Below are 26,698 nucleotides of genomic sequence, written 5' to 3'. Positions count from 1 at the left end.
GGACCAAGGTGATGGGGGGAGTTCTATTCTGTCATGTATATGCAACACCATATCTAGTGCTTAAGTACGCAACCATTTTTTCTCTGTACACCAATTGGCTTTTAAACGACTGTTATTAGATGGATTGCATTTATGAAATAGTAAATTTTTGCCTTGAAATGAGGATTTTGTCCCAGATGAAGATCTACTAAATAGCTACTCCTCTCCAGATAAATGCTCATACAAGGTTGAAGATTTTGTTGACTTGCTTGATATATACGATTCGGAAATTGCTCTGAGTTTGACGCAGAAATTAATTCCTAGAGAAATAGCTTTTCTTAATTAATCCCTACGAGGTTTTGTCAGTATCTAGAGCCAGGAAATTGGCAACAATGCTTAAATGTAAAACTTTGGGATATAGCCATATTCCAACTACTAGAGATACAACTGCAGTGACAGTAAATGTTGTGATTTGCCCAGCTGACTCAGGGTAATAAATTTCAGCATTCAAAAATGGCCAATCAATTAGTGAGCCAATTGTTCCCCATAGCATCACCCATGCAGATACGTAAACGACGCCGAAAAAGGTTTTCCTTATCATATGACTTAAGATTTGTGCAGATCCTATGTTAGGAGAACATTCTATCCAATAATGATTTTGTAGATATCTAAGAGAACTTTGGAATGGAATGATATTTCAACCAATTTGTTTTGGGCATGACTCTTAACGATGCGTCTCTTGACTGTATTGATGACAACGATGAGGGTGATCGCTCCTCTTGTAACGCTTGTTGTACCTATCAGTTCACAAGTTAACTGGGATGCTCCAGAAAGTTTGGCGACCAGTGGCAAAACTGTTTCAACTGCTAGTGGTCAAGCTGTTGTTGTCACTGCCAACCCATTGGCGAGTGATGCAGCTCTAAGAACTTTAGAGAAAGGTGGTACTGCTATGGATGCGGTCATCACCGCACAGACAGTATTGGCTGTAGTAGAACCTCAAAGTTCCGGATTGGGAGGTGGGAGCTTTTTGTTGTACTGGGATAACAAAGAAAAACTTTTATATGCACTAGATGGTAGAGAAACTGCTTCGGCTCAAGCTACTGAAATTACATGGCTAGATTTAGATGGGAAGCCAGTCTCCTGGCTGACTGCAAGCCAAAGTCTCTCTTCTATAGGCGTACCGGGGACAACGGCTCTTCTTTGGGAAGGACATCAGAGATTCGGCCGTCTACCATGGAAGACTGATTTAAGTGCAAGCATTCGTCTTGCCTATGAGGGATTTCTACCTAGTCCTCGCTTCCTTCGTTCAATCTCGTTAGCTAAACGGATTGGAATCAAACATGCAGAAAACTTTCAATCCCTATATTTCCCTGATGGTTCTCCTCCGTCTGCAACTTCACTTTTTCGAAATAAGAATTTGGGATTAACTCTTAATCAGCTTGCTGCAGGAGGTCTTGATGAGTTTTATAGGGGTGGAATAGCGAAAAGACTCATAGCAGATCTTGATAAATATCAGAACCGCGACAAACCACTACAAACAATTACCGCAAGAGACCTAGAGAATTATCGGGTTTACGAACGTAAGCCTTTGTGCCGGCTTTATAGGTCTTGGAAAATTTGCACTATTCCTCCTCCAAGTGGTGGTGGCATTGCAGTTTTACAAGCTCTTGGTATATATGAGTCACTAACAGAGCCAAATGGGTTAGATGGGCCGGCAAGTTATTGGCACTTTCTTGCAGAATCCTTACGATTTGCTGATGCAGACAGGTCTCACTGGATAGGAGACCCAATTGATTGGCCGGTACCTCTCGAAGGTTTATTAGAGGATAATTATCTTCAGAAAAGAGCTAACAAGATCAAACTCAACAAAGCAACAGCTTTCCCATTGCCAGGGAGGCCCAAAGGAGGTGAGTTACTTGACTTGGCCAGTCAGCCTCGGACTGCAGGTGGAGGGACGACTCATTTGGTAGTAGTTGATAGAGATGGAAATGTTGCTAGCTATACTGCTTCAGTGGAGACAGTCTTTGGAAGTCGACATATTTCAGGGGGTATGGTTTTGAATAACCAGTTGACAGATTTTTCATTTTTATCAAATGTTTCGGGAAAACCTATTGCTAATCGTATTGGTCCAAATAAACGACCAATGAGTTCTATGTCTCCAATGATTGTTTTTCAAAATAATCGTCCAGTGATGGCACTTGGTTCTCCAGGCGGTTGGCTTATTCCCCATTATGTGACACATGCGTTAATCAGATCTTTAGACTTTGCTCTTTCTCCAAAGGACGTGGTTCGTAGTAGACATCTCTCTGTGAAGCCTAATCAAACTTTGCTAGAGAGAAATAGTGAGTCGTCAACACCTGACTCCATGGCTGCTCATGTTTTAAAAAGTTTTGGCCATCAAATCAAATACAGTAGGTTTAGCAGTGGCTTGGCATTAATTCATTGGAAGGAAGGCACCTGGTATGGTGCGGCAGATCCAAGAAGAGAGGGGAAGGCAGTGAGTTTGCCTTAAGTAGCAATTCACTGCTGGAGTATTTAGGCTAATGAGCTTTTTGATTAATCAGTCTATTGAGGGTAAGGAATTAGAGGAAAAGATCAAAGTCTATTCAAATCAATCTCAGGAGAAGTGACGATCTGATATTTCAAGAAGCATTTTTCTGATGTGTTCATTAGTTGCCCTGGTCTCTTCCTTGAGTTTTTTGCATGCACCAATAACTTTTATTCATACAGTCTGCATGACTTCTTTCTCCTCTTCAGTGGGGACCCATCTTTCTGAGGACATAGAGTGTAAGAAATAATTAGCGGTTCTTTTAAAGGAATGTAGATGAAGCGTTCCAAAAATGCCGTTTCGGCCTTTAATAATGGGGATTCGGCCTTTTAAAGGAGAAATGAATAGCATGTTGGATGGGTTAATCAATAGCGAAAGAGTCAAGGTGATTGCAGTTGTTGCAGTTGTTGCAATAGGAACTGGCGTCACAGCAAAGAGCGTTATCTCCTTCCCAACAGAGTGCACCGGAGAACAGAAGGCATATCTGTATGAGCCTGCAAAGCGAACATGAAAATCAGGAAGAACTCAAATTTGTAAATCCTGGATAATTAGAATTAGTGTAGTAGTAGATACGTTGGTGCTAATAGGGTTAGGTCTCTTTTGGATTAGGTGAAAGCGTCAATAACTTCTTGTTTTTTCGAGGCCTTCAAACATCGCTCCAATACTGTTAGCGATTTGTGCCTGCTGATTTCTTAATATTGCCTTAAGGCAACTCCTTTCGCACTAGAAGCGGATAAGGCATGACTTCTAAAGCTGTGTGTTAAACCCCCTCCCTTGTAGTTGAACTTCTAGAGATGCAACCCCACCTGAGGAATTAGATCTGTCTAGGCAAGCGATAGTTCAGAAGACGTCCACAGGTAGCAAATCCCTCTAGCAAGACCTGGCTCCAAGATTTACGTGTTTTTGACTGTGTCATTATTTATTAGGAAGCATCTTCTTTATGCCTAGCTGTCCTTTTGGTTAGTTGGCAGCAGCTTTCTTTTTTCTGCTTATTTTTTGAGAGAATTTGCAACAGTGAATTCTTAGCATTTCAAGCAGAGGGGGTGGGATTCGAACCCACGATGCTCTTGACCCACTAAGCCAAGTCGCTGGAGGGAATGCTCCTTCCCCGCTGTTGTTGATCATGGGATGTATTGGAGCGTTCTTTACTGGTGCGTTGATCACTTCCTTAATGAGAGGAAGGAAAGAGCAGGGCTGGTTTAAAGGGAATCAGGAAGATGATGAATGACCTTTGCTTAGATATCTGGTTGGATCGACTGGCCTAACTAGATTTGAGGGTAGGAAAGTTATTAATGTTTAAGAAGTTGATCAAGTAAAGTTTACTATTCTGAGTCATTAAGTACTTTTTACTTTAAAGTTAAAAGGATCTTTAGTAAAGACTGCAGAGGCAGACATGAATGTTAATAGTATATTTAAAAGCCTAAGTCAAGAAACATTGGAATTGGTTCGAAGAGGCAATTTAGTTAGATCACTAATTAAGGAAATTTTAATTTATGATGCTATTAATCATATACATATACCTCCAGATATTTTGAAAGAAGCTATTAATCAATTCTACAAAGAAAGGCAAATAGAAAATATCAATGATCGAAAAAAATTTCTTTCTCACCATGGACTAAAAGAAAGTGATCTTCATCATCAAATAAGTACTCCAATAAAAATTCAGAATCTATACGAAGACAAATTTGGAAATAAAGCGGAAGCTCATTTCCTTCGCAGAAAGGAGAATCTTGATCAATTTATATACAGTATATTAAGAGTAGATAATCCTAATCTTGCTCATGAATTATATCTACAAATAGAAGGAGGAGAATCAACATTTGCTGCTTTGGCTCGTGAATATTCCAAAGACAACGACAGATTCCCAGATGGGCTTGTAGGTCCAAGAAGCCTAATTGGAGCTCATCCATTAATTAAGACAGCAATAAGAGCATCCACACTAGGTGTTTTACAAGAGCCCTTTCAAATAGAAAATTACTGGTTAATACTTAGACTAGAAGAGAGGAGATTAGCAAAGCTTGATTCCAATATGAAAAGAAGAATGGCATTTGAACTCTTCCAGATATATATTGAAGAAGAAATTGACAAAGCCCTAGAGAGTTCAAAGCAATTAATTATTAAATAAATTATTCAGATGCACTCTAAGAAAACAAACCTTGAACCACTCCGAAAGTTTTTTAAAGAGAATGGAAAAGAATTTAGATTCCAAATTGGTCAATCAGTATGCCAAGAAAAATATTTGCCTGGCCAGATCTATTTAATTAAAAGTGGAACAGCAAGATTACTGACTACTCATAATGGTAATCTAACAACTCTAGACAAGTTTGGACCAGATAGTTTTATAGGAGTCGCATCTCTACTAAGGGGCAAATCTTGTGAAGAAGTTAGAGCTGCAAAAGATTTAGTCGTTTGGAGCATTTCAGATACAAAATTCAAACAGCTTTATACAATTAATAAAGAAGTTCGTAATTGCTGTGATTCGAATTTATGGGAGGCAGAAATAATTTTCTTTATCAAAAAGTATATGTTAGACGGACCTTATAAGAATCAATTTTCAATACAGGATTGTTATAATCAAGCAAAAAATCACGCAAAAGTTGTTTTGCCAAATGAATCTGATCTAAATAAAGCACTAGCACAAGAGCAAATCTTATTTATAGGATCTCATCACTATAATTCTTCTTTTGGTATTGAACTAAAATCCACAAAAAAGCTACAGGAAATTCAAGCTGTTGAAACTTCTTTCCCTCTACGTATAGTTAGTTTCCCTGCAAGAGTAATGATCTCTAATGGTGAGAATTTTAATGAAGAATCTTTAGGGTCTTCAGAAAATAACCTTGAAAAAGGTGTTTTTAAGTCTGTTCCAGTTGGTCCATCCTCACCTCCAGTAAGTAGCCTTAGCAAAAGTAAAATAACTGAGAAATTATTAGTCAAGGGTGAAGGCACGATTTTAGGGATAATTGCTTGCTTTCAAATGCTCTCAACCTTAATGAAGTTCCCCTTTAGGAGAGATGCGGTTGAAAAAATGCTAAAAGAATTTACGAAGAATAATCGCGCTCCTTCTTTACGGTTATGCGGTCAAATTGCTTCTAATCATGGCCTACAAGTAGCCATTTCACGAGTGAAAGCTCAGATGGGATTGAGACTCAAAACACCTTCATTAATTCCATGGAAAGGTAATTTCGCCATTGTCATTGAAAGCAATCAAGATGGCATCACTATTGCCTCACCGAGCGAAGGATACCTAACTATCAAATCTAATCAACTTGAAGAATTCTTTACAGAAGGTATAGAGATCCTTCTACTTGAAAAATCGAACTTTACTCCAAAGAAATTATTTGGGCCTAGTTGGTTTTGGCCAGCATTACGTAGTCATCAAGGGGTACTTCTTCAAGTCCTTCTTGCTGGTTTTGTAGTGCAATTATTTACATTAGCCAATCCGCTTCTAATACAAGTAATAATTGACAAAGTTATTACTCAACGCAGTCTAGATACATTACAAGTATTAGGAATTGCGCTGCTTTTAGTAACACTGATGGAAGGGGTACTTGGCAGCCTAAAAACTTTTTTGTTATCTGAAACCACTAACCGCATAGACCAACGTCTTGGAGCAGAAGTTATCGACCATCTTCTACGCCTGCCACTTAATTATTTTGACCGACGTCCTACAGGAGAACTTTCATCGAGAATCAGTGAGCTCGAAAAAATTCGTACTTTCCTTACTAGCCAAGCCTTTACCACAATCCTAGATGCAGCTTTTTCTGTGATCTATGTAGTGGTAATGCTGCTATATAGCGTGACTCTTACCTTGATATCCCTGTTAGTACTACCAATTCAAATAGGCCTTACTCTTATAGGAGCACCATTGTTTCGACGTCAATTTCGTAATGTTGCTGAAGCGAATGCAAAAACCCAAAGCCACCTTGTCGAGGTGCTAACAGGGATCGAAACTGTCAAAGCACAAAATGTCGAAATCAATAGTCGCTGGAAATGGCAAGAACTATATGGTCTCTACATCAATCGCAGTTTCGAAAAAACAATTAGTGGAACGACACTTAATCAATTAAGCCAGGTTCTACAAAAGATCTCACAATTACTTGTGCTATGGGTAGGTGCAACCATGGTCCTCAGAGGTGAGATGACTCTTGGTCAACTAATTGCTTTCCGAATCATCTCTGGATATGTAACTCAACCACTTTTGAGACTTTCCACAATCTGGCAAGGACTACAAGAACTCAAGGTTAGCTTTGAGAGACTTGCTGATGTGATCGATACCCCTAAGGAATCAAATGAAGTTGAAAAAACAAAACTTATCATGCCTCCTATCGAGGGATTCGTAACATTTGAGGCAGTTGATTTTAGCTTTGTTAAAGGTAGTAGACCTATTCTTCAGAACATCAACCTTTCCATTCCTGCTCATCAATTTATTGGCATCGTAGGTCAAAGTGGAAGTGGAAAAAGCACATTGATGAAGCTCTTGCCTCGTCTCTATTTACCAGAGAATGGTCGAATCCTAGTGGATGGGGTTGACGTTAAAAAAGTCGAGCTCGACTCATTACGCAGACAAATCGGAATTGTTCCTCAGGAGCCTCTTCTTTTTACCGGAACAATTAGTGAAAACATTTCTCTTGCCCAGCCAGAAGCTAGCAATGATGACATTGTCAAAGCGGCAAAGCTTGCTAATGCGCATGATTTCATTATGGAACTTCCTGATGGGTATAGCACTGAAGTAAAGGAACGTGGTAGCTCATTGAGTGGAGGGCAACGCCAACGTATAACTATTGCTCGAACACTTCTTGGAAATCCAAAGCTTCTGATATTAGATGAAGCTACCAGTTCCCTTGACTATGAAAGCGAGCAAAAGGTATGCAGTAATTTATTGAATGAATTAAATGAATGCACTGTTTTCTTTATTACTCATCGACTTGCAACTGTAAGACGAGCCAACATTATTATCATGATGCATCAAGGAACAATTGAAGAAATAGGAACACACGACGAATTAATGGTAAATCAAGGTAGATACTACGCTCTATATCGACAACAGGAATGGAGCTAATATGAGTATAAGTGACCGAATCCTTTCAATACTTCGACGTTTTCAAAGTCAAGTTGAAGAGAAAGCACCTTTATTAGAAGCAGATCAAAACGTACTTCAACAAAGCAGATTCTTCATGCGGGCCATGACCTGGTCATTGATAGTAACTACAGGCTGCGGAATAAGTTGGCTAGCTTTGGCAAAAACAGATGAGATTGTGATGGTGCAAGGGAAGCTTGAACCCATTGGAAAGGTGAAAGAAATCCAAATTCCAGTAGGTGGCGTAATTAAAGAAATATTGGTCAAATCAGGTGAACGAGTCAAAAAAGGGCAAATATTAATTGTTCTGGATAAAGAAGCTTCAAATCAGAATGTCAAGTCCTTACGAGCTCAACTCGTTCAAAAAAATAACCAACTTAAGCTCAAAAGGATGGAGAAGCAAAATGCTTATGAACTAATCAATGAGAGAATGGAGCTTCTTCGAGAAAAGTATATATTAGAACTAAAGATCACTCAGCGCCTAAAATTCTTATTAGAAGAAGGCGCAATTGCAGAGTTACAATACCTACAACAATCACAAAAGAGAAAAGAGACTTTAGGAGAAATTTCTGAAAAGAAAAAAGAAGGTGAACGTCAGCAGTTGCTACTTGATCAACAATTAGAGACTATAAATTCAGAAATTTCTCAATTAGAAGCAAAGAAGACCGAGGCTAACGTTTTACTTAAGTACAAGTCAGTTCGTACTCCAGTAGATGGAGTAATATTTGATCTAAAGCCAACAGCAACTGGGTTTGTAGCACAATCTAGTGAACCAATACTCAAGGTTGTTCCATTGAATAAGCTTGAGGCTAGCGTTTCAATCCCAAGTAATAAGATTGGATTTGTGCGCATTGGAATGCCAACTGAAATAAGTGTTGATTCTTTTCCTGCTAGTGATTTTGGATCTTTAAAAGGTGAAGTAATCTCTATCGGATCTGATGCTCTACCAGTAGGGCAGGAAAGAGAAGCAAAAGAGTATCAATTTCCTGCTATTATTAGACTTAAAAGTCAACAACTAAACCTCAAGAATGGAACTGCACTTCCACTACAGACAGGAATGTCTCTTCGAGCAAATATAAAACTACGTAGAGTCACCTATCTTCAACTTCTACTGGGTAGTTTTAAAGATAAATCCGAATCATTAAAAAAAATATAAGTTTAGAGAAGTCAGCTTAGGAAAGCTACTTTAGTCGTAATTGATGAGTTTATCTTGAGCCAATTACTTGTTTCTTAAGGTTTTCTAATGACTCATGTATAATTGGTCTAGTCGATCTAGGTGTTTTATAGATCTGCCCACTTCTTTATGTGGTTAAAACTCATTAATGCTTGAAGGAACTGAATCCAATGATTTCCTGACTGGCACTCCAGATAGTGAAAGCATCTGGGGGTTGAATGGTAATGACAAAATTTGGGGAAATAGTGGTAATGATTACCTATACGGAGGATTAGATAATGATTGGCTCTATGGACAAGGTGGTAATGATCAGCTGTATGGAGGCTTAGGTAATGATTGGCTCTATGGACAAGATGGGAATGATCAGCTCTATGGACAAGATGGCACTGATTTTTTAGTCGGCGGTCGTGGTAGTGATTGGCTCTATGGACAAGATGGTAATGATCAGCTCTATGGAGGCTTAGATAATGATTATTTAATCAGCGGTCGTGGTAATGATCAGCTCTATGGACAAGGTGGTAATGATGAGCTGTATGGAGGATTAGGTAATGATTCGCTCTATGGACAAGATGGGAATGATCAGCTCTATGGACAAGGTGGTGATGATTTTTTAGTCGGCGGTCGTGGTAGTGATTGGCTCTATGGACAAGATGGTAATGATCAGCTCTATGGAGGCTTAGATAATGATTATTTAATCAGCGGTCGTGGTAATGATCAGCTCTATGGACAAGGTGGTAATGATGAGCTGTTTGGAGGCTTAGGTAATGATTCGCTCTATGGACAAGATGGGAATGATCAGCTCTATGGACAAGGTGGTGATGATTTTTTAGTCGGCGGTCGTGGTAGTGATTGGCTCTATGGACAAGATGGTAATGATCAGCTCTATGGAGGCTTAGATAATGATTATTTAATCAGCGGTCGTGGTAATGATTGGCTCTATGGACAAGGTGGTAATGATGAGCTGTTTGGAGGCTTAGGTAATGATTCGCTCTATGGACAAGGCGGGAATGATCAGCTCTATGGACAAGATGGTAATGATTCTTTAATCGGTGGTCGGGGTAATGATTGGCTCTATGGGCAAGGTGGTAATGATCAGTTGTTTGGACAAGACGGTACTGATTCTCTAATCGGTGGTCGTGGTAATGATTCGCTCTATGGACAAGATGGGAATGATCAGCTCTATGGACAAGATGGCACTGATTTTTTAGTCGGCGGTCGTGGTAGTGATTGGCTCTATGGACAAGATGGGAATGATCAGCTCTATGGCGGCTTAGATAATGATTATTTAATCAGCGGTCGTGGTAATGATTGGCTCTATGGACAAGGTGGTAATGATCAGCTGTATGGAGGCTTAGGTAATGATTGGCTCTATGGACAAGATGGGAATGATCAGCTCTATGGACAAGATGGCACTGATTTTTTAGTCGGCGGTCGTGGTAGTGATTGGCTCTATGGACAAGATGGGAATGATCAGCTCTATGGAGGCTTAGATAATGATTATTTAATCAGCGGTCGTGGTAATGATTGGCTCTATGGACAAGGTGGTAATGATCAGCTGTATGGAGGCTTAGGTAATGATTGGCTCTATGGACAAGATGGGAATGATCAGCTCTATGGACAAGATGGCACTGATTTTTTAGTCGGCGGTCGTGGTAGTGATTGGCTCTATGGACAAGATGGGAATGATCAGCTCTATGGAGGCTTAGATAATGATTATTTAATCAGCGGTCGTGGTAATGATTGGCTCTATGGACAAGGTGGTAATGATGAGCTGTATGGAGGATTAGGTAATGATTCGCTCTATGGACAAGATGGGAATGATCAGCTCTATGGACAAGGTGGTGATGATTTTTTAGTCGGCGGTCGTGGTAGTGATTGGCTCTATGGACAAGATGGTAATGATCAGCTCTATGGAGGCTTAGATAATGATTATTTAATCAGCGGTCGTGGTAATGATTGGCTCTATGGACAAGGTGGTAATGATGAGCTGTTTGGAGGCTTAGGTAATGATTCGCTCTATGGACAAGGCGGGAATGATCAGCTCTATGGGCAAGATGGTAATGATTCTTTAATCGGCGGTCGTGGTAATGATTGGCTCTATGGACAAGATGGCAATGATCAGCTCTATGGGCAAGATGGTGCTGATTCTTTAATGGGCGGTCGTGGTAGTGATTGGCTCTATGGACAAGATAGTAATGATGAGCTGTATGGAGGCTTAGGTAATGATTTTTTAATCGGCGGTCGTGGTAGTGATGAATTGATTGGTAATGCTGGTGATGACACTGCTTTATTTAGCGGCAACTTTATTGACTACTTATTCAGAAAGGTAGGGGATTTATTAAGGGTTGAAGATCTCCGAGGAACAACTGATTCTGATGGCATTGATACTTTACAAGACATTGAATATTTACAATTTAAAGATCAGCTCAAAGATATAGAGTCAGTAATAAATAAAGTTCCAACCCTCGCAGGTGATAAAGCTGTTCTTTCGAATGGAACAGAAGACACTGCATACACAATTAAAGCGACCGATCTGCTCCAGGGGTACACCGATGCTGATGGCGATACTCTCTCGGTGACTGGCTTAAAAGCTTCTAATGGTTCTTTAACGGATAACGGCAACGGTACCTGGACCTTTAAACCAACAGCTAATTACAACGGCAACGTTAATCTCAACTACACCGTTACTGATGGGAATGGTGGCAATACTTCTGCAACGCAATCCTTCTCCTTAGCAGCGGTTAATGATGCACCTACTATCTCTGGACCCGTTGACTTAGGTGACATTAATGAAGACGGGAGTATTCGTATCACATCTGCCGATCTGCTTTCTAACGCATCCGATGTTGATGGAGATAAACTCTCAATCGTCAATCTCGAGGTAGCCAAAGGCGATGGCATTTTAAATTCTAATGGAGATGGATCTTGGATCTTTACTCCTACCAAAGACTGGAATGGAGATATTGAATTCTCGTATGGAGTTACTGATGGGAATTTAACTATTGACCAATCTGACAGTCAATTAACTGTTAGTGGTGATGACAGGTATAATGCCTACTTAAATGGAGTCTTTGTTGGGAAGGATAGCGGAGATGGATGGATAATATCAGAAAATTATTCTGTCAAACTAAGGGAAGGCTTAAATTCAATTGCTATAGAAGGAATAAATGACGCAAATGGCACTCATCCAGGAGCTGTCATTGCCAATTTAAGATTTAATAACTTAAATCTTGCAACTGATTCCAGCTGGAAGATCAAGACAACGCTTAGCTCTGACTGGCTTACTTCTGAAACTTTGCGGGAGAACTCATGGAGCAATGCTATTGAATACGGAGATGTCCAGTCCACTACGTGGTGGAATCGTGATCTCTCTCACGACACTACAGGAGCCTCTGTTGAGAAGAGTCGATTCCCAATTGATAGTCCAGCAAAGTGGATATGGAGTGAGGGATTCACTACTGACTCGAATGTATATCTAAGAAAGGATTTTTATGTTAGAGGTGACTCTGCGTATACAGTCGTAAATGGTCCAACCTGGGAAGAAGCAGAAGCCAATGCAGTTAAATTAGGTGGACACTTAGTTACTGTTAATGATGCTGCAGAAAATGAATGGTTAGTTGATATATTTGCTAGTCAAATTACCTACAATGGAAGAGAGGGAGATACAAGCGGAGACTATAACTTTACCCCTAGAGCATGGATTGGATTAAATGACAAAGAGAAAGAAGGAACTTACAAGTGGGTTTCAGGAGAAGAGGTTACTTATCGAGGTACAATCGACACTCATTTTAGTGGAATGAATGAGACATATGGAAGATTTAATCCAGACACAGGATACGTTGATGATTCTTTGCCGTTGATCAAAGCATTTATTGATCAAGATGTTTCATCATTGCAATTAGGTAAAACTAATGTTGATTTTTGGTCCCCTGGTGCATGGGAAGACACTTGGAACAACTATACCCATTACAGTCAAGGGATAGCAGAAATTAAATTAGACTTTAGTGTTTCCACAACAGCAAACCTAACAGTCAATTCCATTAATGATCTGCCAACCCTCACTGGTGATAAAGCCAAGCTTCCTAACGGAACAGAAGATACTGCTTACACCATTAAGGCAACCGACCTTCTACAGGGATATACCGATGCTGATGGCGACACTCTCTCGGTGACTGGATTAAAAGCTTCTAATGGTCCCTTAACCGATAACGGCAACGGTACCTGGACCTTTAAACCAACAGCTAATTACAACGGCAACGTTAATCTCAACTACGCCGTTACTGATGGGAATGGTGGCAATGCATCTGCAACGCAATCCTTCTCCTTAGCAGCGGTTAACGATCTGCCAATTCTCACCGGTGATAAAGCGATTCTTCCTCGTGGAGATATAGATGCTGCTTATACGATTAAAGCAACCGATCTTCTTCAGGGATACACCGATGCTGATGGCGACACCCTCTCGGTGACTGGACTGAAAGCATCCAATGGTTCTTTGACTGATAATGGCAACGGTACTTGGACCTTTAAACCAACAGCTAATTACAACGGCAACGTTGATCTCAACTACACCATCACTGACGGTAATGGCGGGAATATAAATAGTAGCCAATCTTTTAGAGTTGCCGATAATACTTCTCCTATTGTTTCTGGTCCTGTTGATTTAGGCGCCATCAATGAAGATCGGAGTATTCGGATTACAGCCGCTGATCTTCTCGCCAACGCTTCCGATGCTGATGGTGATGAACTCTCAATCGTCAATCTCAAGGTCGCAAAAGGTAATGGAACTCTCACTAATAATGAGGATGGATCTTGGACCTTCACTCCTAAAAAAGACTGGAATGGAGACGTTCAATTCTCGTATGGAGTTACAGATGGACAGTCAATAGAGTCAGTCACTTCTGATGGAATAAATGTCTTCAATGTTACGTCAGCTGAATTTGAAGATGTAGGGCTTAACGCTAGAAAAACATTTGCTGTACTTAAGTCAGACGGCTCGGTCGTTGTTTGGGGTGACCCATCTATGGGTGGAGACATTTCATCCGTAGCTCACCTTCTTAAGAGTGGAGTCAAACAGCTATTTGCTTGTGGTGAATCTTATGCAGCATTAAAAGTTGATGGTTCAGTTGTTACTTGGGGTAGTGATGGATTTGGAGGTGGCGACTCTTCAAGTGTTTCTTCAAAACTGCAAAGCGGTGTAGTCCATATCTATAGCAATGGCTTTGCATTTGCAGCCTTAAAGAAGGACGGATCAGTTATTACTTGGGGTTCGCCTTACCATTCCACCAACCTTGGTGGTAGATCCAATCATCTTGCTGATGAATTATCTAGCGGTGTAAAAAGGATTTACCCCGGTTCGGGATGTTTTGTAGCTCTGAAAAATGATGGTTCAGTTTTTGCTTGGGGAGACACCGCTTATAGCAACGGTTCGGACATAAGTCGTGTGAGTGCAGAGTTAAGTAGTGGTGTTAAAGAAATTATCCCTACACATAATGCATTCTGTGCACTTAAGGAAGATGGTTCTGTTGTCGTTTGGGGAAATGCCGATTACGGTGGAGATAATCCTGGCTATCATGGTTATTACTCACATCGCTTTGAGAATGTCAAAGAGAAGCTTCAGAGTGGGGTTACAGAAGTAATCCAGTCAAGTGGAGCTTATGCAGCTTTGAAAGATGATGGTTCTGTTGTTACTTGGGGGTGGAGTGCGAGTGGAGGAGATAGCAGTTATTACCAAGAAGAACTCAGTAGTGGGGTTGAGAAATTAATATCCACGTACAGTGGTTTCTTAGCTGTTAAGGAAGACAAGACTGTTTTAGCAATAGGTTTTGGAGCAAATAAGAGCAATCTTTATCAGGATTTTCATGGTAAAGGTAGCCAAATTTATGGGGGAGGAGAGCTCCATCAAATGTCTAATTGGTTAACGAAACAGTATTCCAACGGTTCAGGTTTTAAAGATGTAAGGATTACGTATCCGACTGGTCATCAGATTGGTTGGTCGGCGATTGTTTTGAATGGAGATGGCTCTATTCAGACAACAGCAGTTAGTGATAATGGTTCCTCAAGAGGAAGACTTTTGAATTACCATGCAGATATCAGCTCAGTAGAAAATGACTTGAGTGATGGTGTTAAAGAAATTATTAGCTGGGGGTATGGGGACAATCTAGTTTTAAAAGAAAGCGGAGCCGTGATTGCATGGGGGAACATGAATGGGGCCTATCGGAATCAACTAACGCCAACACAAAGCTTCGAGAAAGTCTCAGACCAATTACAAGACGGTGTAATTTCAATTCAAAAGAATGGTTTTGGTACATATCTAGCTATCAAAGAAGACGGCTCAGCTGTAGTTTGGGGCTCAACTCATACTAGAAGTTCGGGTAAGAATCCACTAACTGATATCTCTAATGTATTTGATCAACTCCAGAGTGGAGTAATCAGTAGTGCGAACGATAAGACAAATGATTCACTTGAAAAATTATCAGGAGTTCTCACAACTGCATCATTAAACGTTGAGGCAGTTAATGATCTGCCAATCCTCACTGGCGATAAAGCTGTTCTTTCGAATGGCATAGAAGATACTTCTTACACAATAAAAGCCACTGATCTTCTCCAGGGATACACCGATGTTGAGGGTGACACCCTTTCAGTGGCTGGCTTAAAAGCATCTAATGGTTCTATATCGGATAACGGCAACGGCACCTGGACCTTTAAACCAACAGCTAATTACAAGGGCAAAGTTGATCTCAACTACACCGTCACTGATGGCAATGGTGGCAATGCATCTGCGACGCAATCCTTCTCCTTAGCAGCGGTTAACGATCTACCAATCCTTACTGGCGATAAAGCTGTTCTTTCGAATGGCATAGAAGATACTGCTTACACGATTAAAGCAACAGACCTTCTTCAGGGGTACACCGATGCTGATGGTGACACCCTTTCAGTGGCTGGCTTAAAAGCATCTAATGGTTCTATATCGGATAACGGCAACGGCACCTGGACCTTTAAACCAACAGCTAATTACAACGGCAAAGTTGATCTCAACTACACCGTCACTGATGGCAATGGTGGTAATGCATCTGCGACGCAATCCTTCTCCTTAGCAGCGGTTAACGATCTACCAATCCTTACTGGTGACAAAGCCAAGCTTCCTAACGGCACAGAAGATACTGCTTACACGATTAAAGCAACAGACCTTCTCCAGGGATACACCGATGTTGAGGGTGACACCCTTTCAGTGGCTGGCTTGAAAGCCTCTAATGGTTCCTTAACCGATAACGGCAACGGTACCTGGACCTTTAAACCAACAGCTAATTACAACGGCAAAGTTGATCTCAACTACACCGTCACTGATGGCAATGGTGGTAATGCATCTGCGACGCAATCCTTCTCCTTAGCAGCGGTTGACGATCTCCCAGTCCTTACTGGTGACCAGGCCAAGCTTCCTAACGGCACAGAAGATACTGCTTACACGATTAAAGCAACAGACCTTCTTCAGGGGTACACCGATGCTGATGGTGACACCCTTTCAGTGGCTGGCTTGAAAGCCTCTAATGGTTCCTTAACCGATAACGGCAACGGCACCTGGACCTTTAAACCAACAGCTAATTACAACGGCAAAGTTGATCTCAACTACACTGTCACCGATGGCAATGGTGGTAATGCATCTGCGACGCAATCCTTCTCCTTAGCAGCGGTTAACGATCTACCAATCCTCACTGGTGATAAAGCTGTTCTTTCAAATGGAACAGAAGACACTGCTTACACGATTAAAGCAACAGACCTTCTTCAGGGGTACACCGATGCTGATGGTGACACCCTTTCAGTGGCTGGCTTAAAAGCATCTAATGGTTCTATATCGGATAACGGCAACGGCACCTGGACCTTTAAACCAACAGCTAATTACAACGGCAAAGTTGATCTCAACTACACCGTCACTGATGGCAATGGTGGTAATGCATCTGCGACGCAATCCTTCTCCTTAGCAGCGGTTAACGATCTACCAATCCTTACTGGTGACAAAGCCAAGCTTCCTAACGGCACAGAAGATACTGCTTACACGATTAAAGCAACAGACCTTCTCCAGGGATACACCGATGTTGAGGGTGACACCCTTTCAGTGGCTGGCTTGAAAGCCTCTAATGGTTCCTTAACCGATAACGGCAACGGCACCTGGACCTTTAAACCAACAGCTAATTACAAGGGCAAAGTTGATCTCAACTACACCGTCACTGATGGCAATGGTGGCAATGCATCTGCGACGCAATCCTTCTCCTTAGCAGCGGTTAACGATCTACCAATCCTTACTGGCGATAAAGCTGTTCTTTCGAATGGCATAGAAGATACTGCTTACACGATTAAAGCAACAGACCTTCTTCAGGGGTACACCGATGCTGATGGTGACACCCTTTCAGTGGCTGGCTTAAAAGCATCTAATGGTTCTATATCGGATAACGGCAACGGCACCTGGACCTTTAAACCAACAGCTAATTACAACGGCAAAGTTGATCTCAACTACACCGTCACTGATGGCAATGGTGGTAATGCATCTGCGACGCAATCCTTCTCCTTAGCAGCGGTTAACGATCTACCAATCCTTACTGGTGACAAAGCCAAGCTTCCTAACGGCACAGAAGATACTTCTTACACGATTAAAGCAACAGACCTTCTCCAGGGATACACCGATGTTGAGGGTGACACCCTTTCAGTGGCTGGCTTGAAAGCCTCTAATGGTTCCTTAACCGATAACGGCAACGGTACCTGGACCTTTAAACCAACAGCTAATTACAACGGCAAAGTTGATCTCAACTACACCGTCACTGATGGCAATGGTGGTAATGCATCTGCGACGCAATCCTTCTCCTTAGCAGCGGTTAACGATCTACCAATCCTTACTGGTGACCAGGCCAAGCTTCCTAACGGCACAGAAGATACTGCTTACACCATCAAGGCAACCGATCTTCTACAGGGATACACAGATGTTGATGGCGACACCCTCTCGGTTGCTGGCTTAAAAGCATCTAATGGTTCTATATCGGATAACGGCAACGGCACCTGGACCTTTAAACCAACAGCTAATTACAACGGCAAAGTTGATCTCAACTACACCGTCACCGATGGCAATGGTGGTAATGCATCTGCAACACAATCCTTTTCAATTGTCGCTCATAAGAAATCTGGATTTAACTCTACAGATGGTTATGGCCATATCAGTGCAGCAAGAGCCTTTGAACGATTGCTAGGAATTGATCTGCAATCACGACCGGATGATGGTGGAAATCTATGGGGACTGGATGCGATTGATGCGAAGGACGTTTGGATGGGAACTGGAGACTTTAAAGGTGTAACAGGGGAAGGAGTTACAGTTGCAGTTATAGATACAGGTATTGATTACAGTCATCGCGAATTCGCTGGTCGTATTGTTCAAGGATGGGACTTTGTTGACAACGACCCAATAGCCCAAGACGGCCATGGACATGGCACTCATGTTGCTGGAACAATTGCAGGTGCGAATGATGGAGTAGGTATTACAGGTGTTGCTTATAATGCAAAAATAATGCCTATTAGAGTCCTTAATAATAACGGTAGTGGCTACTTAAGTGATGTACTCAAAGGTGTTTACTACGCAATTAATAATGGAGCTGATGTCATTAACCTTTCATTAGGAGGTGGAGGTTTTATGCAAGAAGGTTGGGAAGCTGCTAAATATGCAAGTGAGAGTGGTGTTGTGTCAGTCATGGCTGCAGGTAACTCTGCTGCTTCTCAACCAGGCTATCCAGCTAGATATGCAATTGACTATGGTATTGCCGTAGGTGCAGTAGATATCAATAAAGAGATGGCTTGGTTCTCAGACCGAGCTGGTAATACAACCATGGATTACATCACTGCACCTGGAGTTAATGTCTACTCTGCACTGCCAGGTGATCGATACACAAGATGGAATGGAACTTCAATGGCCGCTCCTCATGTAGCAGGAGTAGCAGCACTATTAAAAAGTTATGACAAGAGTCTCAGTTCAGAGAGAGTTGAGGACTTAATAATGATGTCGGGAACAAATTCAACTGAGAAGAACAATTCCTCAGGTTCAGGGTCGAATTCAGCAAATGCACTAAGTGCTCAAGCAGTAAATGAAAATATCCATGTTGACCTTGAATTTACAGAATCAATTTCAATCTCACAAGAAGCCAATGGTTTTTATTCTATGGAATATGAGGATGCATCTTCAGGCGAAGAGCAGACCGTAAAGTTACAGCAGCCTCAAAATCAACAGAAAAATAAATTATACCCTTCAATAATCTCTGATATCTCCAGAGACAAAACCATGCAGATAAATAAAGGTTCCATTTTTAATTCCAACTCTCTTATAAGAGATCTAGTTAATCCAATCTCAAATCTTTTAGATCACATCAAAGGATCTTGGAGAGCCTAAAAATTATCAATGCCGATTTCTATAATTTTGGGGCTTCACTTAACTACTTTTCATCCAAACCATTTTTTAATGGCTCATTATCTAGAATACATTTCAGTAAAAGGCTATGCGAAGATAATTTCTGGCAATCAAATGACAGGAATCAAAGAATCAATCGATAAACCTATTACATTGAAAGGAGTAAAAGTTATCGCAGTTTCAGGCCCTGTCAAAACAATTAATGGACAACCAAGAATTCTTTTGAATCAGATTTCTTCTAGCATAATTGAAACAAGCACAAACAAAAATGGTATTTTTAAATTTTCATTGAAACCAGGTTTTTATACTTTCTTTTTGGTAGATGGTGATAGGGCTTATCTAAATAGTTTTGACGGCAATGGTTTCTTTAAAGGGACAAAATTAACTCAGCCTATTAATGATCTTTTACTTCTAGATGATCAGAATGCAATTTACTGAGCCAGGTGTTCAAAGTTGAGAGTCAACCTTTCTTGGATGTGGCAAGTCAGAAGATCGGCAATGTTTGTCGCAGCAGTAGTTGAAGTGTTGGCACGTTATGCAAACGCAAGCTGAACAAGATTTTTTGAGCACTCCTTGGTCGAGATAGTCCCACTCGGATTCTTCGTTGAAGCGTTTGACTGGAATCGCTTTCTTGGCCTGACTCTTACACATTGACCTAATCCAATAGGAGCCGCTGGAATCGTCCAGTCATCAGCGCTGAAAACTGCATACGGGGAAGAGGATGAAGCCATGAGCTTTAAAGTAGTACGCTTGTTCTGCTCATGAATGCCTGGCTTGTCAACGCAAGAAAAAACTCATTAGTATGCTTGAAATTTTTGGCATCAAAGTGAAAGCAGTTCTTCCATTGTTTTTGGCTTTATCTGTTAGTGCAGGTCCAGCTTTGGCTTGGGGAGGTGGTGATTGTCCGTTTTCCAAGAAAGGTGCCAACCAGGAAGCATCCACTGAAAAAGTAGAGAATTCCGAATCTTCCAATTAACCAGAAATCTATTAAGCTCACTGGAATTTAATTTTTAAGCAGTGGGCTTCGATCTAGTAGCAATCAGCTTTTCTTCTGTGCTGGCTCTAGGTGCTATCTGGCTGCTTAGCAGCTTCTTTGAAGAAGATGATGACGACCAAGATGGTGGTGGATTGGGATCACCTGTTTATGTACCTGCTTATGCAGGTAGTCCTGCCTAACTGAAATAGCTTTAATTCCTTTCTGGTTTTTTGGCTGCTTTTGCCATATCGCGCTTGTTTATAGCTGCTGAATAGGTTTTCTGATGGATGCCAATTGCATGGCCCATACTCTTTGCTGCAAGAACATCGCCAATATCACTTTCTAAAATTGAACGAATAGCCCAACTATGACGAAGGTCTTTCCCTTGCAGGTTCATGTGTCCACAATGCTTTTTTATCCATTTAGCGAATCTGTCAGTTACTTGTTTGACTTTGAGTGAGTTGTAATCTTCTGCACTCTCAATCTCAATTGGTTTGGATACTTTATAGAGGTCAAGACTTTCTACATAAGCTCTAGGCAGGGCTAATGCTGTTCTTGGTTGAGGTGGCTCACCCTTCTGCTTGATTCCTAATACTTGAGCAGTCCCATCTTTGTCTGGTTTAAGTGAATAAACTTCTGACACCCTGCATCCATAAGTAACTAATGCAGCAAAACACCATCCAAAAGGATCCTCATATCTGAGAGTTTTGGCTAATTCAAATAATGTCTCCTCATCAGGGAGTGCTCTTACTTTGGGTTTGTATTTAGTAGTGACGGCCTCAAGTTCCTTGATACCTCTGAGGTCTGCAAATTTTGCAAGTGCCTTGGCTTGCTTACAAAACTCAGCTCTACTTTTTGACCCTGCTTCAGTTGTCTCAGCAATAGCTACCAATAGCTTGATAGTTAATGTTGCTCGTTGATTTTCTATCCTTCTAAATTCCCAGTTAATTCGATTCCAAGTCCTTTCAGCTTGAGTTTGCTGGGCTGTAGTTCTTATATCTCTATGATTCCACCAATTTTGTTTGAATCTTTTTACCCATTTTTCAACTGAATTATTGGATCTTTTTGCCCTGATAGTTAATCCTTGCTTCTCTAATTCCCAATCTTTCCAATTGAAAGCATTTGATGCTTTTTCGCTTGCAAGCTTAATTGCAAGTTTATGTGCTCTTGCAATTCCTTCTTTGGTTGCTTTGAGCTTGATTCTTACTCTCTGTTGATGAGGATCTCTACCATCTATTTTAGATGGAAGGATTGCAGAAAGACAAAGTGAATTTCCCCTCAATTGGATTGCCACACCTGCATTTTGAGCCTTTAGCCTATTATTGATTACGTGTAGCTGGTTCTGGAGACCAGAGCCATCAGGCATAAAAAATGGCTTATGAATTTGGCTTAAATGCTACCGGTTTTAACCGTTTATGACTAGGTAGGCCCAATAAAAAAACAGGCGTCTTAACCTGGCAGATAAAAGTTGTATCAATGACTTTCTAGTGTTTGCAAACGGAGGGGGTGGGATTCGAACCCACGATGCCCTTGCGGACATGCTGGTTTTCAAGACCAGAGCCATCAACCACTCGACCACCCCTCCAATTGGACGATCGCGAACGTCGCCAGATCAATACTAGCAACTGGCTTGCAATCACTAGTGATAAAGGGTTTGGGTGAATGGGCTTGGCCTATTTCTTGTCGGAAATCATTTAAGATGTTCGCGTAAATTCGTTGCGAGTTGCGACCTTTTTGGGTAACTTTTTGGGTAACCTAATTGCTCTGGTCTTCCTGTCTGAGCCTTCTCGAAGTGGGGGAGATTTGGAACGTTACCCACTATGGACTTAGACAGCCTTACTGATTTACTAAAGAGCCATGGAGTTAAAGGGTCTGTAAGGCAATTAAAAAAGTCTCTTTATATAAGAGGAACTTTCTACCACTCAGATGGAGCAAAAAAAAGAGTTGAAATTCCTCTTTCTCTTGAAGCGTATGATTCAAATATTCAATTAATTAGAGATCGAATCCATGACTTTGCTCGGATTTATAGAAAACTAAATTGCTTACCTGAAACTTTTCCTTGGCAGCATCTAGAGGTAAGAGATCAACCAACCTTCGCGAATGCAATAGCAGCATTTGAAAGAGACTATTGGGAAGGAAAGAAGAGGACTTCAGAAACAGAGAGAACCTTGAAAAGGTATCAATCGGAATTGCACAAGCTCAAATCAATAGAAGATCTGCCTTTGTCTGTGAATGACTTGGTCGTGACTATCAATATGAACAGTGAGCCTGATACGAGGAAAAGGCTTGAGATGTGCAAGGTCTACAAAAGGATGAGCAAATTATTTTTTGCTGAAGGCGAACTAAAGGAATTAGACAAGATAAGAGGTAAGTATCAGGCAAAGCAGAGAACGAGATTTGATGAGAATGCAGTGGTTGAAGCTATTGATCGGCTCTATACAGATTCTCGTTTCGGGTGGCTGACAGCAGCTCAGTTTGTTTATGGAACTAGGCCCGTCGAAGCTTTTACTTTGCTGCCTCGGAAAAACGGAACTGCGTTTGCGATTAATTGTCCAAAGGCCAAAGCCAAGCATGAGAAGTTCCCTCTTGCGCTAGGTATCGAAGAAAATGTCTATGACCCCGATCCATTAATTGATAGATGGGAGATATATAAGGTCAGACGAGATTGGGAATGGAACTTAGAAGAAAAGCCATATGACGCAGTTCAGGGAAAGAAATTTGTAGAGGCTTGGCGCAAATGGTGGCAAAGAAACTCTGCCTGTGAATTTGATTTGGTGGATATGCGTCACTACTGGGGAATCAGGTCTATTGGTAGGCAACTAGATGCACGTCATTCATCCAAGTCCATGGGGCACAGCTTGGAAGTTCACTACAGGACTTATAACAGCACTTATGCAGAGATAGACGCCATCAAAGCTGCTGCGGACCTAAGGAAATAGACAAGAGATATGGAGCCATGGGGAACAGGATCGCCCCTCCCATTAAAGTCATGCTCAAATCCTGCTCAGATTGTTTCTTCCTCTGACGTCTCTGACTAGATGAAAAACATCCCAAAAAAATGTGATATATGCGGGGCTCCAATCGTATGGGATGAAGTTTCTTCAAGTATTAAGTGTGATTTTTGTGGAGGTAAGACATACATTAGAAGCAAATTTATCTTTGTTCAAAGAGTTAAAGATAGCGCTTATAAAACTCTTGCTCCTGTAGGCAAAAGTCTAAGCAATGTTGGTAGAGAATTATTAGAAAAGCAGTCTATTTTATCAGATGATCAAGTTAATAGAATTGGAACAAAAGCGAATAAGGTTATTAGAAATAGATACTTTAAATTGTTACTGGTAACAGTGCCAATTGCATTGGTCGCTAATTCAATTATTAATGATCCAATTAGACCATATAAAGCTGAGATAGAAGAAGAATGCAAGCTAGTTGCAAGTCAAAATAAAACAGAATACAGTTCAAAAAATACTTATTCTAGATGTACTAATTCAATATATAGAAATATCAGGATTATCCACAGAAAAGGTAAGGATTTACGTTTAGACCGTATACATGAGTTAAATGCTTCTATAAAAGGAAATTATAATGGCAGTGGAAGTAAATATAATACCATCAGAATTACATCTGGCTCTGATATTGAAATTGAATATTTTCAGACTTTTGGAGAATATGCAAGTATTGATTACAAAATTCCAGATATAGTGAAAAGAAAAATAAAAGTTGCAAGTGAAAGAGAAGAGTTTAGAGAAGAAAAAAAGAAAAGAGAAGAAGAAAGAAGGAAAAGAGAAGAAGAAAGAAGGAAAAGAGAAGAAGAAAGAAGGAACCCTGAAATCAAAAAGATGTTAATAAAGTGGAATGATCTTAATGGCATAAAAGAAGAAACTGACAAGTCCAAAAGAGATCAAGCAAAGAAGGATATTCAAAAGCAAACTAAGTCAATAAGAAAATATGATTCATATTATCGGGGTTATCTTGACCGTGGCAATGCTAAGTTGAAGCTAGGTAGATACAGGGATTCAATAACAGAATATTCTAGAGCAATTAATATTTATGCCAAGAAATTTACTAATTATTATTATGAAGCTTACCTATATCGTGCATATGCAAAGGCAAAAATCAATGATCAAAAAGGCATGTGTAGAGATCTTAAAATAGCAAGTGAGACAAAAGACGGTGCTCACTTTTACTATGGAGTTTGTACTGATGAAAAAAATCCATATATTGAATTTGAGGAAACAATTGATGAAATTCTAAAGCTAATGCAGGGTATGACTCCTGAAGAAAGCGATTCATTTTTAAAATCAATAGGTGATGACCTTTCTTACTAGAAACTTTGCGAGGTGGTTTTCTGATTATTAGGTTTTCAATGATCTATTACTTTCCATGCCCTGCTATCTATATCTGGTTAGTAAAAATTTAAAACTAATAATGGGAAAGAAATTAAATTGCTCTTTCTTGCTGGAAGGAGTACTCCAATGCCTTATCCAGAAAGAAACTTTGATGATGACTCCTATGACGAAGTAGAGGAAGATCTAAGGAATAGAGACCCAGATGACGAAGATCGTGATTACTTCCCTCGAGAAGAGTCAAAGCCTCCGCATTACTAAAAAGATATGAAGCCGCATGCTCTCGTTCTTCTACTTTTATTAGCAATTGTTGCTCCTGCCTTAGCCCTGCCGACTGTCACGATTCAACGCTGCTACGACGGAGATACCTGCACTACCACAAGTAAAGAGAAGATCAGACTTGCTTGTATCGATACCCCAGAACTACGTGGCAGCAGAGCTGATCCAATCCCGGCTAAATTAGCCAGAGACTATCTCAATGGTTTAGTAGCTGGAGAAACCGTAGGGATTAGGCGAATCACAAAAGACCGCTATGGGAGAACCGTCGCTGAACTATCTAAAAACGGGATCAATGTTCAAGAGCGTCTAGTTGCCCTAGGTTTAGCGAAGGTCTACACAAGATATGCAAGTCAATGTGACTGGGCAAAGCAGAAATAAATGAAGAACATCCCTCAAAGCTGTCAAAGATGTGGAGCACCCATTACCTGGGACGAAGTTTCTTCATCTATTACATGTGAGTTCTGCGGCGGTAAGACATACATAAGAAGCAAGTTTGCCATCGTTCAAAGAGTTAAAGATAGCGCTTATAAAACCCTTGATCCTGTAGGCAAAAGTCTAAGCAATGTTGGCAGAGAATTATTAGAAAAGCAAAATTTTTTATCAGATAATCAGGTAGATAGAATCTCTAATAGGTTGATTCATATCACTAGCAGTAGATACTTTAAAGTTTTACTTATAGCTGCTCCAATTGCTTTTATCGCTAATTCAATAATTAATGATCCAGTTAGGCACTATAAGGCTGAGATAGAAAATAAATGCAATGTTCTTACAAGCAACCAGAAGCAATGTAAGGACTCCCTCTCTAGAAGAGTAAGAATATTTGCAAGTCTTCCAATGGAAGATAGTAAAAACATTTATATTAATAATAACGCAATAAATAAATTAAAGGCTTCTTCGAAAGGTTCATGGGAATATGCATTCCTTGATGTAAAAAAGGTTGGGAGTTACGGAGATGAAAGAGAAATAACTGGATTAACAATTGTTTATACATCTGATAGTGAATCGACTTCTATTACGTTGATAACACCAGAAGAAAAAGAAAGACAAGAAAGAATTGCTAAAGCTTACCATTATTATAAGCAAGCAAATAATCCAAAGCTTAATGCAAGGCTTCCTAAATGTTTGAAAAGATACGACAGTTGGATTGAGGAGAAAAGATGTAAAGAAAGTATTTTAGAATATTATAAAAAAGCAATTAAGATCGCACCAGATTATTCTCTGGCTTATTATGAAATGGGATCTTCTTATGAAAAATCTTCTTGGGATGAACCTTATATATGTAGTCCAATTTGTCCAAGTAAACAAGAGCGTATAAAAGCGCTAAAAGAAGCCCTAAAAGCTTACACTAAAGTAACTAAATTAACTCCTGGCTCTAAGTTCTTTCAAGCATTTCATGGATCAGCACGAATAAAGACCGAACTAGGAGATTTCAAAGGTGCTTGTTCAGATTTAAAAAAAAGCATTCAAATGCAGAAGGATCGATCATCTAGAATCAATTACTATATTCAAGATAGTAAGAGGTTAATAAAGTGGTTAAATAATGAAGTTCTCGCTAGCAACAGAGGAACCCAATGGATTCGATTTGAATTTATGGGACATGAAATAGGAATAGATCTACCAAGACTTTTTGGTTCAAGTAAGTGTAATTATAAATAATTTGCATTCCTTGCAGAAAAATATCAATAAATTCACTATAAAAGAACATTTAAAAATCAAATTTAGCTATTAATGAGAAAAGAATATTTTAATGCCTTATCCAGAAAGAAACTTTGATGATGACTCCTATGACGAAGTAGAGGAAGATCTAAGGCATAGAGACCCAGATGACGAAGATCGTGCTTACTTCCCACTAGAAGAGTCAACACCTCCGCACTACTAAAAAGA

Annotated in this window: 18 protein-coding genes and 1 tRNA gene; 15 read left to right on the top strand and 4 right to left on the bottom strand. The window is 40.3% G+C overall.

Features of this window, described 5'->3' with window-relative positions:
• Positions 1-328: 328 nt before the first annotated feature.
• Complete coding sequence (locus SOI82_RS03355; protein ID WP_320667965.1) at positions 329-580, bottom strand: hypothetical protein; 252 nt, start codon at positions 578-580, stop codon at positions 329-331.
• A gap of 129 nt (positions 581-709) precedes the next feature.
• On the opposite strand from SOI82_RS03355, the gene SOI82_RS03350 reads away from it, so the two are divergent.
• The 7 genes from SOI82_RS03350 to SOI82_RS03320 all read left to right on the top strand — a co-directional run bounded on the left by SOI82_RS03350 (position 710) and on the right by SOI82_RS03320 (position 19,654).
• Entirely contained in the window at positions 710-2,491 is a 1,782-nt protein-coding gene (locus SOI82_RS03350; protein WP_320667964.1) for a gamma-glutamyltransferase family protein, read from the top strand.
• Between the two features lie 328 nt (positions 2,492-2,819).
• Complete coding sequence (locus SOI82_RS03345) at positions 2,820-3,038, top strand: hypothetical protein (RefSeq protein ID WP_320667963.1); 219 nt, start codon at positions 2,820-2,822, stop codon at positions 3,036-3,038.
• Positions 3,039-3,920: 882 nt separating this feature from the next.
• Entirely contained in the window at positions 3,921-4,652 is a 732-nt protein-coding gene (locus SOI82_RS03340; protein ID WP_320667962.1) for a peptidylprolyl isomerase, read from the top strand.
• A gap of 9 nt (positions 4,653-4,661) precedes the next feature.
• A complete protein-coding gene (locus tag SOI82_RS03335) occupies positions 4,662-7,586 on the top strand; it encodes an ABC transporter transmembrane domain-containing protein (RefSeq protein WP_320667961.1) in 2,925 nt (974 codons plus the stop codon).
• A gap of 1 nt (position 7,587) precedes the next feature.
• Positions 7,588-8,760 carry an HlyD family secretion protein gene (locus SOI82_RS03330; protein WP_320667960.1) on the top strand — a complete coding sequence of 391 codons (1,173 nt, stop codon included), beginning with the start codon at positions 7,588-7,590 and terminating at the stop codon, positions 8,758-8,760.
• Between the two features lie 166 nt (positions 8,761-8,926).
• Positions 8,927-19,198, top strand: a complete 10,272-nt coding sequence (locus SOI82_RS03325; RefSeq protein WP_320667959.1) for a cadherin-like domain-containing protein — start codon at positions 8,927-8,929, stop codon at positions 19,196-19,198.
• 9 nt (positions 19,199-19,207) lie between these two features.
• Positions 19,208-19,654, top strand: coding sequence for a hypothetical protein (locus tag SOI82_RS03320; RefSeq protein WP_320667958.1), 447 nt, complete (start codon positions 19,208-19,210; stop codon positions 19,652-19,654).
• 95 nt (positions 19,655-19,749) lie between these two features.
• Here SOI82_RS03320 and SOI82_RS03315 read toward each other — a convergent pair whose 3' ends face one another.
• Positions 19,750-19,947 carry a hypothetical protein gene (locus tag SOI82_RS03315; RefSeq protein ID WP_320667957.1) on the bottom strand — a complete coding sequence of 66 codons (198 nt, stop codon included), beginning with the start codon at positions 19,945-19,947 and terminating at the stop codon, positions 19,750-19,752.
• Positions 19,948-20,018: 71 nt separating this feature from the next.
• Here SOI82_RS03315 and SOI82_RS03310 point away from each other — a divergent pair, with 71 nt between their 5' ends.
• Entirely contained in the window at positions 20,019-20,192 is a 174-nt protein-coding gene (locus tag SOI82_RS03310; RefSeq protein WP_320667956.1) for a hypothetical protein, read from the top strand.
• A 41-nt stretch (positions 20,193-20,233) separates the two neighbouring features.
• On the top strand, positions 20,234-20,392 hold the full coding sequence (locus tag SOI82_RS03305) for a hypothetical protein (RefSeq protein ID WP_320667913.1): 159 nt from the start codon (positions 20,234-20,236) through the stop codon (positions 20,390-20,392).
• 11 nt (positions 20,393-20,403) lie between these two features.
• On the opposite strand, the gene SOI82_RS03300 is transcribed toward SOI82_RS03305, so the two are convergent.
• Positions 20,404-21,558 (bottom strand): hypothetical protein, encoded by a 1,155-nt coding sequence (locus SOI82_RS03300; RefSeq protein ID WP_320667955.1) that lies wholly within the window; start codon positions 21,556-21,558, stop codon positions 20,404-20,406.
• Between the two features lie 132 nt (positions 21,559-21,690).
• Positions 21,691-21,777, bottom strand: a tRNA-Ser gene (locus tag SOI82_RS03295).
• Positions 21,778-22,012: 235 nt separating this feature from the next.
• Between SOI82_RS03295 and SOI82_RS03290 the strand changes: the two genes are divergently transcribed.
• The 6 genes from SOI82_RS03290 to SOI82_RS03265 all read left to right on the top strand — a co-directional run bounded on the left by SOI82_RS03290 (position 22,013) and on the right by SOI82_RS03265 (position 26,693).
• Positions 22,013-23,131 carry a hypothetical protein gene (locus tag SOI82_RS03290; RefSeq protein ID WP_320667954.1) on the top strand — a complete coding sequence of 373 codons (1,119 nt, stop codon included), beginning with the start codon at positions 22,013-22,015 and terminating at the stop codon, positions 23,129-23,131.
• A gap of 99 nt (positions 23,132-23,230) precedes the next feature.
• On the top strand, positions 23,231-24,517 hold the full coding sequence (locus SOI82_RS03285; RefSeq protein WP_320667953.1) for a hypothetical protein: 1,287 nt from the start codon (positions 23,231-23,233) through the stop codon (positions 24,515-24,517).
• 147 nt (positions 24,518-24,664) lie between these two features.
• Entirely contained in the window at positions 24,665-24,796 is a 132-nt protein-coding gene (locus SOI82_RS03280) for a hypothetical protein (protein ID WP_320667952.1), read from the top strand.
• A 6-nt stretch (positions 24,797-24,802) separates the two neighbouring features.
• Positions 24,803-25,192, top strand: a complete 390-nt coding sequence (locus SOI82_RS03275) for a thermonuclease family protein (RefSeq protein WP_320667951.1) — start codon at positions 24,803-24,805, stop codon at positions 25,190-25,192.
• A complete protein-coding gene (locus tag SOI82_RS03270; RefSeq protein WP_320667950.1) occupies positions 25,193-26,470 on the top strand; it encodes a tetratricopeptide repeat protein in 1,278 nt (425 codons plus the stop codon). It begins immediately after the preceding gene.
• A 91-nt stretch (positions 26,471-26,561) separates the two neighbouring features.
• Positions 26,562-26,693 carry a hypothetical protein gene (locus SOI82_RS03265; RefSeq protein ID WP_320667949.1) on the top strand — a complete coding sequence of 44 codons (132 nt, stop codon included), beginning with the start codon at positions 26,562-26,564 and terminating at the stop codon, positions 26,691-26,693.
• Positions 26,694-26,698 lie beyond the last annotated feature (5 nt).

This window comes from Prochlorococcus sp. MIT 1307 (assembly GCF_034092395.1).
Taxonomy (GTDB): domain Bacteria; phylum Cyanobacteriota; class Cyanobacteriia; order PCC-6307; family Cyanobiaceae; genus AG-363-K07.
Note: the sequence above shows the minus strand (reverse complement) of the source record. Positions and strands in the feature narration are given on the sequence as shown.